The following is a 13,465-nucleotide window of genomic DNA, read 5'->3' as shown; positions in this document are numbered from 1 at the left end:
TCAGGCGCCGACCCGCTCGCGGTGGCCGTCCGCGAAGCCCTCGACCGCCAGCGCTACGATCGCCTCCGCCACGATCTCCGGTGCCTTGACCGATGCCGGGTCCTCGCCCGGATAGGCCCGTGCGCGCATCTTCGTCCGGGTCGCGCCCGGATCAATGATCGCAGTACGGACGCGGCTCATCTCCGCCACCTCGTCGCCATACGCGCCCAGCAGCGTCTCGAACGCCGCTTTCGACGCACCGTAAGCACCCCAGAAGGCTCGCGGCGTTTGCGCCACGCTGGAGGTGACGCCGATCACCCGGCCGTGCTCGGCGCGGCGCAGCATCGGGTCGAACGCCGCGATCATCGCCGCCTGCGCGCTGACGTTGAGCGTCAGCACCTGTGCGAATTCCTTGGGATCGATCGACGGCACCGACGCGAGGCTGCCGAGCATCGCCGCGTTCAGGACCATCACGTCCAGCGCCTGCCAGCGCTCGCCGACGGCGGTGGCCAGCTTGGCGATCGAATCGGTCTGCGTCAGGTCGAGCGGCGCGATCGTCGCCGATCCTCCGGCATCGAATATCGCCTGCTCCACCTCTTCCAGGCCGGCGGCAGTCCGAGCGGTGATGACCACGTGGGCGCCGCGTGCGGCCAGAGCCCTGGCAGTGGCTGCGCCGATGCCGCGGCTGGCTCCGGTGACGAGCGCCAGCCGGTTTTCGAGTGTCCTGTCCATCGTCGGTCCGGTCAGTTGACGCGTTCGGCCAGCAGCGCGAACTGGTCGACCTCGGCGCTTTCGTCCTGATCGGTCAGCGTCGTGGGGTAATCGCCCGTGAAACAGGCATCGCAATAGCGCGGCCGCGCATCGCGCTGCGCCTCGCCCAGCGCCTTGTACAGGCCGTCGATCGACACGAACGCCAGGCTGTCCGCGTGTATGAAGTCGGTCATTCCGCCGATATCGAGCTTGTGCGCCAGCAGCTTCGTGCGTTCCGGCGTGTCGACGCCGTAGAAGCAGCTGTGCTTGGTCGGCGGCGATGCGATCCGCAGGTGAACTTCCGCCGCGCCCGCATCGCGCATCATCTGCACGATCTTCAGCGAAGTCGTCCCGCGGACAATCGAATCGTCGACCAATATCACGCGCTTGCCCTCGATCAGCGCACGATTGGCATTGTGCTTCAGTTTGACTCCGAGGTGACGGACACTGTCGCCCGGCGAGATGAACGTCCGACCCACATAATGCGAGCGGATGATGCCCAGTTCGAACGGAATGCCCGACGCCTGCGCATAGCCGATCGCCGCGGGTACGCCCGAGTCGGGCACCGGTATGACGAGGTCCGCTTCGACCGGCGATTCCGCCGCCAGCTGAGCACCGATTTCTTTACGTACCGAATAGACGGAGTGATCGTCGACGATGGAATCGGGTCGTGAGAAATAGACCCACTCGAAGATGCAGGGACGCGGGGCCTGTTGCTTGAACGGGTGGATCGAACGCACCTCGGTGCCCTGCACGATCACCAGTTCGCCCGGCTCCACGGCACGTTCGAAGGTCGCGCCGCAGACATCGAGCGCGACCGTCTCGCTTGCGAAGATGATCGCATCGCCCAGCCGACCCATCACCAGCGGCCGGATCCCAAGCGGATCACGGCAGGCGATCATCCCTTCCGGCGTCATCACCAGCAATGAATAGGCACCCTCGACCTGCTTCAACGCGTCGATGAAGCGGTCGAGCAGCGTCCGGTAATTGGAGGTCGCGACGAGATGGATGATCGTCTCGGTATCGCTGGTCGACTGGAAGATGGACCCACGCCGGACGAGGTCGCGGCGCAGCTTCATCGCGTTGGAGATGTTGCCGTTGTGCGCCACTGCGAAGCCGCCCGACTGCAATTCGGCATACAAAGGCTGCACATTACGGAGCGCCGTCTCGCCCGTGGTCGAATAGCGGACGTGCCCCGTTGCGACGCCACCCGGCAGGCTGCGGATCACGGAATCGCTGTCGAAATTGCCGGCGACATGGCCCATCGCGCGGTGCGTATGGAAATGATGGCCGTCGAAGCTGGTGATCCCCGCCGCTTCCTGGCCGCGGTGCTGCAAAGCGTGCAGTCCCAGCGCCACCAGTGCCGCGGCGCTGTCGCTGCCGGAAACACCGAAGATGCCGCACTCCTCGCGCAGCTTGTCGTCGTCGAAAGGATGGGTCGTCAGCATGATGTCCGCAGGTCCGCCGGCTGTGTGGCCGGGCATATAGGGCGGGTAACATGGTTTGTCGCCCCGCCCGTGGAGCATCTCGTCGAAAGGATCGTTATGGCCGCCCGAAGGAGAGGTGTCATGGCGCGCGACCACGGACCGCAGATCAAGGACGACAAGCTTTACGAGGACCTGCTGGATCAGGGTAATTCCAAAGAGAAGGCCGCCCGGATCGCCAACGCCAGGGCCGCCGGGACGCTCGACCATCGCGGTACGCATCTCGAGGACCGCACCAAGTCGGATCTGGTGCGTGAAGCGAGGGAGATCGGGATCAAGGGCCGCTCGAAGCTCGACAAGGCCGGGCTGGTGAAGGCGATCCGCGATCATACATGACGGCGACGCCCCGGCTGGTCCGGAAACGCCGATCTACGCTACACCGTCCCTTATGACCGATCGTGATACCAGCCTCCGCCTCGATCCCCGTTTCGACGAGAACGGGCTCGTCACCGCCGTGGTCAGCGACCGCACCGGCGCGCTCCTGATGGTGGCGCACATGAATGCCGAGGCGCTGGCTGCGACGCAGGCGAGTGGACAGGCGACCTTCTGGTCGCGCAGTCGGCAGCGTTTGTGGAAGAAGGGCGAGACGTCCGGCAACGTGTTGACGGTGGTCGAGATACGCATTGATTGCGATCAGGATGCGCTGTGGTTGATCTGCGACCCGGCCGGCCCGGCCTGTCACACCGGCGCGACGAGCTGCTTTTATCGCCGGGTGGAAGGCGACACGCTGGTTCCCGTCGCGTGAGAGCGAGCATCGCGCTGTCGCTATTGATGGCAGGGTGCAGCGGCGAAACGCCCGTTCGGACATCCGATACGGCCGGGGCGAGGCTCGAGGCAACTGCCCTGCAGCAAGGGCTGATCGTCGATCCCGCCACCGTTACGCTGGGCGGGTCATGGGCGCGTGACTCGGATCGGCTCTGCGTCGTCGGCGAGGAGAATGGCGATCAACGGGTCGGCATCGTCAGCGATTATGGCGAAGGACCGGCGTGTAGCGCGACCGGCCGTGTTCGCCGCGACGGAGAACGTCTCGAACTCGAACTTCGTGACGGGTGCCGGTTCGATGCGCGGTTCGAAGGGGATCGCATCGAGTTTCCCGCCGAGATCCCAGACGCCTGCGCCGCTTTGTGTACGGGCAGGGCGACGCTCGCGGCGATCAGGGTCGAGCGGCTGAGCGCTTCCACCTCTGAAGCGCGGACCTTGCGCGGGCGCGACGGCGAACAGCTCTGTCCCGGTTCTTGACGTTGACGTAAAGGGAACATAGGTTGCCTGCATGGTGCAGGCTGCTTCCTATGCGCCGATCGCGGCCCACCCCGATCGGCAGACGTTTTCGATCTCGGACCTGTCGGCGGAGTTCGACATTACCGCGCGCGCCCTGCGGTTCTACGAGGACGAAGGCCTGATCGCACCCGAACGTCGCGGAACGCAGCGTATCTATTCGCAGCGTGACCGTGCGCGGCTGGCGTGGATATTGCGCGGCAAGCGCGTCGGCTTTTCGCTGGGTGAAATCAGGGAAATGATCGACCTCTACGATCTCGACGACGGCCGCCGCGTCCAGCGTCAGGTGACGATCGAACGCTGTCGTGCGCGGATCGCGACGCTGGAGGCGCAACGTCGCGACATCGATGCGGCGATCACCGAATTGACCGGATTCATCGCCATCGTCGAACCGGTGAGCGACAACCATAACAAGGATTGAGAGAGATGCCGCAGTACACGCCCCCCGTCCGCGACACGCGCTTCGTGCTTGAGCATGTCGTCGGCCTCGACCGCCATGCAGATGTCGAGGGATTCGCCAACGCTACGCCCGACACGGTCGACGCCGTGCTGGAAGAGGGCGGCCGCTTCGTTGCCGAAGTCCTGTTCCCGCTCAATCAGATCGGCGACCTGCACGGCTGCACCCGCGCCGACGACGGCAGCGTCACTGCGCCACCGGGCTTCAAGGATGCGTATCGCCAGTTCGTCGAGTCGGGTTGGGGCACGCTCAGCGCGCCGGAGGCGTTCGGTGGGCAGGGCATGCCGCACGTCGTCTCGACCGCCTTTCAGGAATACATGATCTCCGCCAACATGGCGTTCGCCATGTATCCGGGCCTCGCCCATGGTGCGATCGCCGCGCTCGTCGTGAAGGGAAGCCCCGAGCAGCAGGCGAAGTACCTGCCGCGCATGGTGTCCGGCGAGTGGGGCGGTACGATGAACCTGACCGAGCCGCAGTGCGGCACCGATCTGGGCCTGATCCGCACCCGCGCGGAGCCGCAGGCGGATGGCAGCTACAGCATTACAGGCACCAAGATATTCATCTCGGCGGGCGAGCACGACCTGACCGACAACATCATCCACCTCGTCCTCGCCAAGACGCCGGGCGCACCGGACAGCAGCAAGGGCATCTCGCTGTTCGTCGTGCCGAAGGTGATGGTGGAGGACGATGGCTCGCTCGGCGCGCGTAACGCGGTGACGTGCGGCTCGATCGAACACAAGATGGGCATCCACGGCAATTCGACCTGCGTCATGAACTATGACGGCGCGACCGGCTGGCTGGTCGGCGAGGAGATGAAGGGGCTGGCCGCGATGTTCATCATGATGAACGCGGCACGCCTCGGCGTCGGGCTTCAGGGTCTGGCGGTGGCGGAGACGGCGTATCAGAATGCGGTGCACTATGCCCGTGACCGGCGCCAGGGCCGCGCCCTGACCGGTCCCGTCGAGCCGAACGAAAAGGCCGACACGCTGTTCGTGCATCCCGACGTGCGTCGGATGCTGATGGAGGCGAAGGCGTGGACGGAGGGGCTGCGGGCCCTGTGCCTGTGGGGCGCGTTGCAGGTCGATCTTGAGCACAAGGCGGGCACCGAGGACGAGCGCCAGATCGCGGCCGATCTGATCGGGTTGCTGACGCCGGTCATCAAGGGCGTCGGCACGGATAAGGGGTACGAGATCGCGACGACGGCGCAGCAGGTGTATGGCGGGCACGGCTACATTCGCGAATGGGGCATGGAGCAATATGTCCGCGATGCCCGTATCGCCCAGATATACGAAGGCACCAACGGCGTGCAGGCGATGGACCTCGTCGGCCGCAAGCTGGCTCAGAACGGTGGTCGTGCGGTGCAGGCGCTGTTCCGCATCGTGACCGGGGAGATCGTGGCGGCCAAGGGCGACGCGGCGACCGCCGACTACGCAACCCGGCTGGAGCGCGCGCTGAACGAGCTTCAGGCGGCGACGATGTGGTTCATGGCGAACGGGATGAAGGACCCGAACAATGTCGGTGCCGGCGCGACCGCGTACATGCACCTGATGGGGCTGGTCGCGACCGGCCTGATGTGGCTGCGCATGGTCGTCGCGGCGACCGCGTTGAAGACGACGGGTGAAGGCGACGTGGCGTTCCTCGACGCCAAACTGGTCACCGCGCGCTTCTTCGCGGAGCGGATCCTGCCGGACGCGGGCGCGCTACGCCGAAAGATCGAGGGCGGCGCGGGCTCGATCATGGCGCTGCCGGAGGAGATGTTCCTCGCGGCGTGAGGGTGGCGGCAACTCTGGCGACCGCGTAGTGGCCGCCGACGCGTCCCCACATCGTCACGTCAGTTTCGTCCCGACCTGACGACAGTGTCCATTGGGCGCTGTTTCGGCGAAAACCGGGACTTGACTGATCTAGCCGCCCGGCGCTGTCTCGGGAGATGCCGGCTTTCTCCGGGCTGACGGGAGGGGCTGGACCGGGGTCTTTGCCGAAGTGGCACGTGGCATCGTCTGCGGCGAGTCGGGTGCGGTCGCCTCCCTTGCAACTGCCGGCCGCGTCGGCTTTGTTGAATCCGACCCGACACCTGTCCGCCGCACACCCGTTAACTCCGGTCCCACGCGCGCCGCGGACGGCTGGGAGGGCGGCTGGGGGGGCGGCGTCGCCGTGGGCAGCGGACCCGCCACCGGCGCGGCCAGCACCTGTTGTCGCATGCAACCGCGCGGATCGAGCCGTTTGATGGTTCGGCAATTCCACAGCGTCCGCTCGAACCCGAAACCTCGATCGCGCAGATAGCTGAAGGTCATCGTCGCGACCTGGGCCGGCTCCAGCGGCGCCGTCGTCGGCGCGCTGTCGCTCCAGGCGGAGAATTTGCAGATCGGCCGATCGCCGCAGGCGAGCGCCGCCAACTGCGGCCACGCGTCCGGTGCCAGACCTTTCGGAAGGCTGACGAGGAATACCGTCGGATCGCTCGCAAGCGGTTGTGGGACTTCCTTCATTAGCAGCATGGCGCTTTCGGCCAGCGCGCCCGTCGCTTCCTCCAGCGCGGCTCCAGTCTTGTGGGCGCCGGAGAAGGGGGCGATCGCCGCGATCACGGGTTCCGCGCCGACAACGCGGCGATTGAACGCCGGGGGGGTGCCCCACCAACCCGACCAGCGGAAGAACAGGTGGCTGTGCACGGCCGCGATCTTGTCGAGGCTCGACTGCCAGTAAGGAACCACCCAATCGGTGTGGTAATGGGTGGCATATCCGACCTTGCGGTACACTGTCCCGGAAAGCGCCGCGGCCGCGATCTTCCGCGCAGCGGCCCAGAGCGCCTCGGGGGGCGTCCAACGGGTCAACGCGCCGTCGCAACTGAAGCTGAACTGGCAGCCGGTGCGCCGCTCTTGACCCTCGAACACCACGCCGCAGACCGTCTTGGGGAAGGCGGGGTGCCGGATGCGATTGACGACGACCTGCGCGACGGCGCGCTGACCCTCCGGATCGGCCCCCGCCTCGTACAGGACGGCGGTCGCGAGGCAGTCGGTCGCGCGAGCCCGGTTTTCCTCATCCTCTGCCAAACGAAACGGACGCGCGGCTGGTATCGGGGCGCGCGAAAACGGGACCGACGCGTTGAACGCACGGGCATCGTCGGGTGCCAGATCGACGAACTCGACCGGCTCGACCGGCGGCAGCACCGTCGGCGGGACGACCTTGGTCGCGATGCGCAGTTTCGGCACACGAACGTGCCGGATTGTCGCCGCGTTCAACACGACCAGGGTCGGGATCGCCAGCGCCAGCGCGGCGACGACCAGCAGGACGACCCGGAGCCAGGCACCGGGCACGGGGTGCGATGTCACTGTTCCGGCAGGAAGTCCGGAACCGACAGATATCGCTCGCCGGTGTCGTAATTGAAACCGAGCACGCGGACGTCGTCCGGCAGATCGGGGAGCTTTTGCAGGATGGCTGCCAGCGTCGCTCCCGACGAGATGCCCACAAGCATGCCCTCTTCGCGCGCTGCCCGACGGGCCATGTCCTTGGCGACGTTCGCGTCGACTTCGATCACACCGTCCAAGGTCTGTGTATGCAGATTGGCCGGAATGAAGCCGGCACCGATGCCCTGGATCGGGTGCGGCCCCGGCTGGCCGCCGGCGATCACCGGGCTTGCGGCCGGTTCGACGGCGTAGACTTTCAGGTTCGGCCAGACCTTCTTCAGTGTCTCCGCCACGCCGGTAATATGGCCGCCTGTGCCGACGCCCGTGATGATGACGTCGATCGGCGTATCCGCGAAGTCCGCCAGAATCTCCTGCGCGGTGGTGCGGGTATGGACCTCGATGTTCGCGGGGTTCTCGAACTGCTGTGGCATCCATGCGCCGGGGGTTTCGCCGACGATCTCGATCGCCCGCTCGATGGCACCCTTCATGCCCTTTTCACGCGGCGTCAGATCGAAACTGGCACCGTAAGCGAGCATCAGGCGGCGACGCTCCAGCGACATCGACTCGGGCATGACGAGGATCAGCTTGTAGCCCTTCACCGCTGCGACCAGCGCCAGCCCGATGCCGGTATTGCCGCTGGTCGGCTCGACGATCGTTCCGCCGGGCTTCAGGTCGCCGGAGGCCTCCGCCGCCTCGACCATCGCCAGCGCGATGCGGTCCTTGATCGAGCCGCCGGGGTTCGACCGTTCCGACTTGATCCACACTTCGGAATTCGGGAACAGGCGCTGGACGCGGATGTGCGGCGTGCGACCGATCGTGTCGAGGATCGTGTTGGCCTTCATGGCTGGGCTACTCCGTGTTGCGGTTCTATTGCGAGGTTATCTGGCGGGTCAAACGTCCGCGCGCGCTTCAGTTCCGGGAACAGCCGTGCCCATAGCAGCGTCACGGCGATCGCGCCGACGCCGCCGGCCACGACCGCGCCGACCGGGCCGAGCAACGATGCGAGCAGGCCGCTCTCCGCCTCGCCCAGTTCGTTGCTGGCCGAAATCGTGAGCTGCGACACCGCGCTGACCCGACCGCGCATATGGTCCGGCGTATGCAGCTGTATCAGTGACGAGCGTACATAGACCGATACCATGTCGGCGCACCCGGCAACGACCAGCGCAATCAGGCTGAGCCAGAAATTGGTCGACAGTCCGAAGGTCAGGATCGCAAGGCCGAATATGACGACCGCGATCAGCATCTTCACTCCGACGTTCGACGTCATCGGTCGGAACGAGAAGAAGATGGCGGTAGACGCGGCACCGATCCCCATGCCTGCCGCCAGGAACCCCAGTCCCCGCGATCCGACGTGCAGGATATCGCGCGCGTAGATCGGCAACAGCGCGGTCGCACCGGCCAGCAGCACGGCGAACAGGTCCAGCGTGATCGCCGCTAGCACCAGCCGGTTGCGGCGGACATAGGCGAACCCCTCGAGGATCCTGATTAGCGGGCGGCGATCGGTCTGCGCGGGCGGCTGCGGAACCGGGCCGATCAGGAAGATCGCGCCCAATGCAATGAGGAAAAGGATCGAGATCGTACCGTACGCGACATCGGGATGGATAGCGTAGAGAAGGCCGCCGACCGACGGACCCCCGATCGTACCCACCTGCCACGCGATCGAACTCACCGCGATCGCCGTCGGGAGCGATTCGCGCGGCACGAGATTCGGGGCGAGCGCCGAATAGGCGGGACCTGAAAACGCCCGCGCGATACCGATGAAGATCGCTGCCCCGAACAGCGCCGGCAGCCCCAGCATCCCCGCCCAGGTGAACACGCCCAGCGTTCCCGCGGTCAGCACCAGCAGCCCGGTCGTGAACCGCACGATCCAGCGCCGGTCGACGCTGTCCGCGACCAGCCCGACCAGCGGCGTCAGCAGGAACAACGGCACGAACTGCGCGACGCCGATCATGCCGAGCAGGAACGCCGCTTCCCGGATCGACATCGTTTCGCGGGCCAAGGTGTAGACCTGCCAGCCGATCACGATCGCAAGGGCGCTGAGGGCGACCGTGCCGGTGAACCTGGACAACCAGTATGCGCGGAAGTTGGCGATCCGGAGCGGGTGGAGCGGTTTATCCATCGGTCAAGGGCTGTAGTCGCCCCGCCGAGCGGCACGCAAGCCGACTTCCTGTATCGATCGCCCAAGCGCGGATTGATGTTGCAGCGCGACCGGTTCTATAGGCACGGCCTGATCCCTTACGGAAACGAGGAAGTTTCGTGGCCAAAGCCCCCGCTCGCGCGATTGCCGATCCGCCCATCCCCAACCGCGAGCGCCCGGGCGAACCGCTCCCGTTCGAAGCGACGAAGGAGCAGTTGCTCGATTTCTATAAACAGATGCTGTTGATCCGGCGCTTCGAGGAAAAGGCGGGACAGCTTTACGGGCTCGGTCTGATCGGCGGTTTCTGCCACCTTTATATCGGCCAGGAAGCGGTTGCCGTCGGTCTGCAGTCGGCGCTCGACGGCGACAAGGACTCGGTCATTACCGGGTATCGGGATCACGGCCACATGCTGGCCTATGGTATCGATCCGCAGGTCATCATGGCCGAGCTGACGGGGCGTGCCGCGGGCATCTCCAAGGGCAAGGGCGGCTCGATGCACATGTTCTCGACCGAGAAGCGCTTCTACGGTGGCCATGGCATCGTCGGCGCGCAGGTGTCGCTCGGTGCCGGCCTGGCGTTCAAGCACAAGTACAGCGGCGATGGCGGCGTGTGCATGGCCTATTTTGGCGATGGTGCAGCCAATCAGGGCCAGGTCTACGAAGCCTTCAACATGGCCGAGCTGTGGAAGCTGCCGATCATCTTCGTGATCGAGAACAACCAGTATGCGATGGGCACCAGCGTCAATCGCGCCTCCGCCGAGGACCAGCTCTATCGTCGCGGCGAGAGCTTCCGCATCCCGGGCATCCAGGTCGACGGCATGGACGTGCTGGCGTGCCGCGGTGCCGCCGAGACGGCGCTGGAGTGGGTGCGCGCGGGCAAGGGTCCGGTCATCCTCGAGATGAAGACCTATCGCTATCGCGGTCACTCGATGTCCGACCCGGCCAAGTATCGCAGCCGCGAGGAAGTGCAGGCGGTGCGCGACAAGTCCGATCCGATCGAACATGTGAAGCAGTTGCTCGCCGAACACGGCGTCAGGGAGGACGAACTGAAGACCGTCGAACAGGCGATCCGCAAGACCGTCAACGAAGCGGCGGATTTCGCCGAAAGCACGCCCGAGCCGGATCCGGCGGAGCTGTATACCGACGTTCTGGTGGAGACGTACTGAGATGCCGATCGAGATCAAGATGCCTGCGCTCTCCCCGACGATGGAGGAAGGCACGCTGGCCAAGTGGCTCGTGAAGGAGGGCGATACCGTCAAGTCCGGCGACATCATGGCCGAGATCGAAACCGATAAGGCGACGATGGAGTTCGAAGCCGTCGACGAGGGCACCGTCGCCCGGATCGTCATCGCGGAGGGCACGGATAACGTGAAGGTCGGCACCGTCATCATGACGCTGGCCGCCGAGGGCGAGGATGTATCGGCTGCTCCTGCCGCCGCGGCGACCAAGGATGACAGTCCGAAGCCGGACGCCAAGGCCGACGAGAAGCAGCCAGCGGACAGCGTCGAGGACTCCGCCCATCCCGCGCAGGAGAAGGTCGACACCGGCGCGCGCCAGATGTTCGAAGCGGCCGGCCACACCGCCGAAGCCGCCGATCCGGAAGTTCCCGCCGGTACCGAGATGGTGAAGACCACCGTTCGCGAGGCGCTGCGCGACGCGATGGCCGAAGAAATGCGCGCCGACGATCGCGTGTTCGTCATCGGCGAGGAGGTCGCCCAGTATCAGGGCGCGTACAAGGTCACGCAGGGGTTGCTGGACGAGTTCGGCGAGCGCCGCGTCATCGACACGCCGATCACCGAATACGGCTTTGCGGGTGTGGGCACCGGCGCGGCTATGGGCGGTTTGCGCCCGATCGTCGAGTTCATGACCTTCAACTTCGCGATGCAGGCGATCGACCACATCATCAATTCGGCCGCCAAGACCAACTACATGTCCGGCGGCCAGATGCGCTGCCCGATCGTGTTTCGCGGCCCGAACGGCGCCGCCAGCCGCGTCGGCGCGCAGCACTCCCAGAACTACGGTCCGTGGTATGCCAGCGTCCCCGGTCTGATCGTCATCGCCCCCTATGACGCGGCCGACGCCAAGGGCTTGCTGAAGGCAGCCATCCGCAGCGGCGACCCTGTGGTGTTCTTGGAAAACGAACTGCTCTACGGCCGCAGCTTCGACGTGCCGAAACTGGACGACTGGGTTCTGCCGATCGGCAAGGCGCGGATCATGAAGCCGGGCAAGGACGTGACGATCGTCAGCTATTCGATCGGCGTCGGCCTCTCGCTCGAAGCCGCCGACAAGCTCGCGGGAGAGGGCATCGACGCAGAGGTCATCGATCTCCGCACGCTGCGCCCGCTCGACAAGCACGCGGTGCTGAAGTCGGTCGCCAAGACCAACCGGCTCGTCGTCGTCGAGGAGGGTTGGGCGACCTGCTCGATCGCATCGGAGATTTCGGCGATCGTGATGGAAGAGGGCTTCGACGACCTCGACGCCCCGGTGCTGCGCGTCGCCAACGAGGATGTGCCCTTGCCCTATGCCGCCAATCTCGAAAAGCTGGCGCTGATCGACTCCGCCCGTATCGTCGCGGCGGTGAAGAAGGTCTGCTACAAGAAGTAAGCGGATTGGCGGGCAGTCGACGGCTGCCCGCCTATCTGTTTATTTGATGAGGCGCGAGCTGATGACGGTCTTTCGAAACAATGCCGAGAGTGCGTCCGATATGCTGCCATCTGTGGAAACTTCGAAGAACAAGCCGCTGGACGCGCATGACTGCAATGCTGGCGCTAGTTTGTAGAGGTTCGGGACGACGTTGTCTTTCGACCATTGGTCGTAGTTGACCGACTCTACCTGATAGGTCGTATAGAGAACTGCGATGCGAATGCCTCTGGCCTTGATCGCCGTGCACTGGTCGGTCGTAATCGGCCCCATCTGACGGCCCCATAGTTCCTCGTCACGCATTCCATCGGTGATGATGAACATCACGGCCTGTGGGTTGTCGCCCGATGCTCGGGTACCCTGGCCGATCACCTTGATAAGGTCGGAGCCTTTCTGCAACGAGCCGCTATATTCGGTCTGTCGGTCATAAAGATTCGCATGCATGGCAACGGCGACCGTTTCGGCGGTCGCAGCTTGTGCGCGAGCCGTGGCATATTCCGTCGTGAGTGGTGCGATGTTCTTAAAATTGGCAGCGCGATCGAAAGTAGATACCGAAAAGCGGTATGTCGCCCCATTTTCCTTACTTTCCGCCTGAGCTTCGGTCAGCATGTCCCCGATCGCATGTTTGCCGGCATCGATGCGCAGTTCGATCCCGTTCAGATGGGCAAGGTCGTAATAATCCATATATTGCCCCTTGGCATTACGCACCTTGGGGTTGTCGGGATTGGACTGATGACAGGCGAAGGCGCAGCCATTGGGATTCCAGATATAATCCGTTCTGACCGTCTTCGACTTCATCAGGTTGATACCCGCCGTCGTCGTCGGCAGCGCCATCGAAGACGATGCATCCAGTAGGACGTAGAAGTCGATGTTCGGCGGCGTGCTGGCACTCGCCGTCGCCGTTCCGCGGATCGTCAGCGTCTTCCGACCCAATACTCCGGCGAAGACGTTCGTCGATTCGCCACTGTAGGTCACGGTCGAAGTCCGCACGGTACCGTTGGCGGCGGTCTGGACATCCTGCACGACGATGTTGAGCTGGTTCGGGTCCAGATAGTTCATCGGCACGAGGCCGGCCGACCCGGTTACCTGGGTCGTGAACACGTTGTAGGCTTGGGCTTTCGCGTCGAGGATCGGCTGATCCAGCATGGCCGCGCTCGTTGCCGACAAGGCGGCGGCATCCGCCGCTGCGTTGAGCTTCGTCTGAAGCTGCATGGCGGAGCCGTAGTCGAGACCCATCCCCGTTGCAAAGATCAGAGGCGGCAATGATAGACCGAAGATCATCAAGACGTTGCCGCGCCGGTTGCGACGCAGGCGGCGAAAGAATGCGGGGATCAACATCGAAGTC

At 64.9% G+C, this 13,465-nt stretch carries 13 protein-coding genes; 7 read left to right on the top strand and 6 right to left on the bottom strand.

Translation table 11 applies throughout. The features are described 5' to 3' along the window. Together ASG07_RS13055 and purF are read right to left on the bottom strand one after the other, a co-directional pair. A complete protein-coding gene (locus ASG07_RS13055) occupies nucleotides 1–711 on the bottom strand; it encodes an SDR family NAD(P)-dependent oxidoreductase (protein WP_055847402.1) in 711 nt (236 codons plus the stop codon). 11 nt (nucleotides 712–722) lie between these two features. Beyond that, on the bottom strand, nucleotides 723–2,177 hold the full coding sequence (purF, locus tag ASG07_RS13050; RefSeq protein WP_055848059.1) for an amidophosphoribosyltransferase: 1,455 nt from the start codon (nucleotides 2,175–2,177) through the stop codon (nucleotides 723–725). 120 nt (nucleotides 2,178–2,297) lie between these two features. On the opposite strand from purF, the gene ASG07_RS13045 reads away from it, so the two are divergent. From ASG07_RS13045 to ASG07_RS13025, 5 genes are read left to right on the top strand one after another with little or no spacing between them, the layout of a single operon-like run. After that, entirely contained in the window at nucleotides 2,298–2,549 is a 252-nt protein-coding gene (locus ASG07_RS13045) for a DUF7218 family protein (RefSeq protein ID WP_055847399.1), read from the top strand. Nucleotides 2,550–2,601: 52 nt separating this feature from the next. Continuing rightward, entirely contained in the window at nucleotides 2,602–2,958 is a 357-nt protein-coding gene (hisI, locus tag ASG07_RS13040; RefSeq protein WP_055847396.1) for a phosphoribosyl-AMP cyclohydrolase, read from the top strand. After that, nucleotides 2,955–3,452 carry a hypothetical protein gene (locus tag ASG07_RS13035; protein ID WP_236694679.1) on the top strand — a complete coding sequence of 166 codons (498 nt, stop codon included), beginning with the start codon at nucleotides 2,955–2,957 and terminating at the stop codon, nucleotides 3,450–3,452. The genes hisI and ASG07_RS13035 overlap by 4 nt, the downstream gene beginning before the upstream one ends. Before the next feature lie 31 nt (nucleotides 3,453–3,483). Further along, nucleotides 3,484–3,909, top strand: coding sequence for a MerR family transcriptional regulator (locus ASG07_RS13030; RefSeq protein WP_055847393.1), 426 nt, complete (start codon nucleotides 3,484–3,486; stop codon nucleotides 3,907–3,909). 5 nt (nucleotides 3,910–3,914) lie between these two features. Then, on the top strand, nucleotides 3,915–5,717 hold the full coding sequence (locus ASG07_RS13025) for an acyl-CoA dehydrogenase C-terminal domain-containing protein (protein WP_055847390.1): 1,803 nt from the start codon (nucleotides 3,915–3,917) through the stop codon (nucleotides 5,715–5,717). A gap of 129 nt (nucleotides 5,718–5,846) precedes the next feature. Here ASG07_RS13025 and ASG07_RS13020 read toward each other — a convergent pair whose 3' ends face one another. Genes ASG07_RS13020 through ASG07_RS13010 form a run of 3 tightly spaced genes read right to left on the bottom strand, consistent with a single transcriptional unit; the run spans nucleotide 5,847 to nucleotide 9,462 of the window. After that, nucleotides 5,847–7,253, bottom strand: coding sequence for a cell wall hydrolase (locus tag ASG07_RS13020; protein WP_156361888.1), 1,407 nt, complete (start codon nucleotides 7,251–7,253; stop codon nucleotides 5,847–5,849). 11 nt (nucleotides 7,254–7,264) lie between these two features. Next, a complete protein-coding gene (cysK, locus tag ASG07_RS13015; RefSeq protein ID WP_055847386.1) occupies nucleotides 7,265–8,185 on the bottom strand; it encodes a cysteine synthase A in 921 nt (306 codons plus the stop codon). After that, complete coding sequence (locus ASG07_RS13010; RefSeq protein WP_055847383.1) at nucleotides 8,182–9,462, bottom strand: MFS transporter; 1,281 nt, start codon at nucleotides 9,460–9,462, stop codon at nucleotides 8,182–8,184. Before ASG07_RS13010 ends, cysK begins: the two co-directional genes overlap by 4 nt. Before the next feature lie 137 nt (nucleotides 9,463–9,599). Between ASG07_RS13010 and pdhA the strand changes: the two genes are divergently transcribed. Together pdhA and ASG07_RS13000 are read left to right on the top strand one after the other, a co-directional pair. Then, entirely contained in the window at nucleotides 9,600–10,646 is a 1,047-nt protein-coding gene (pdhA, locus tag ASG07_RS13005) for a pyruvate dehydrogenase (acetyl-transferring) E1 component subunit alpha (protein WP_055847380.1), read from the top strand. A 1-nt stretch (nucleotide 10,647) separates the two neighbouring features. Beyond that, nucleotides 10,648–12,084 (top strand): pyruvate dehydrogenase complex E1 component subunit beta, encoded by a 1,437-nt coding sequence (locus ASG07_RS13000; RefSeq protein WP_055847378.1) that lies wholly within the window; start codon nucleotides 10,648–10,650, stop codon nucleotides 12,082–12,084. Between the two features lie 39 nt (nucleotides 12,085–12,123). Here the strand turns inward: ASG07_RS13000 and ASG07_RS12995 are convergent, their stop codons facing one another. Then, a complete protein-coding gene (locus ASG07_RS12995) occupies nucleotides 12,124–13,458 on the bottom strand; it encodes a pilus assembly protein TadG-related protein (protein WP_168377350.1) in 1,335 nt (444 codons plus the stop codon). Nucleotides 13,459–13,465 lie beyond the last annotated feature (7 nt).

The organism is Sphingomonas sp. Leaf343 (assembly GCF_001423765.1).
GTDB lineage: Bacteria > Pseudomonadota > Alphaproteobacteria > Sphingomonadales > Sphingomonadaceae > Sphingomonas.
Note: the sequence above shows the minus strand (reverse complement) of the source record. Positions and strands in the feature narration are given on the sequence as shown.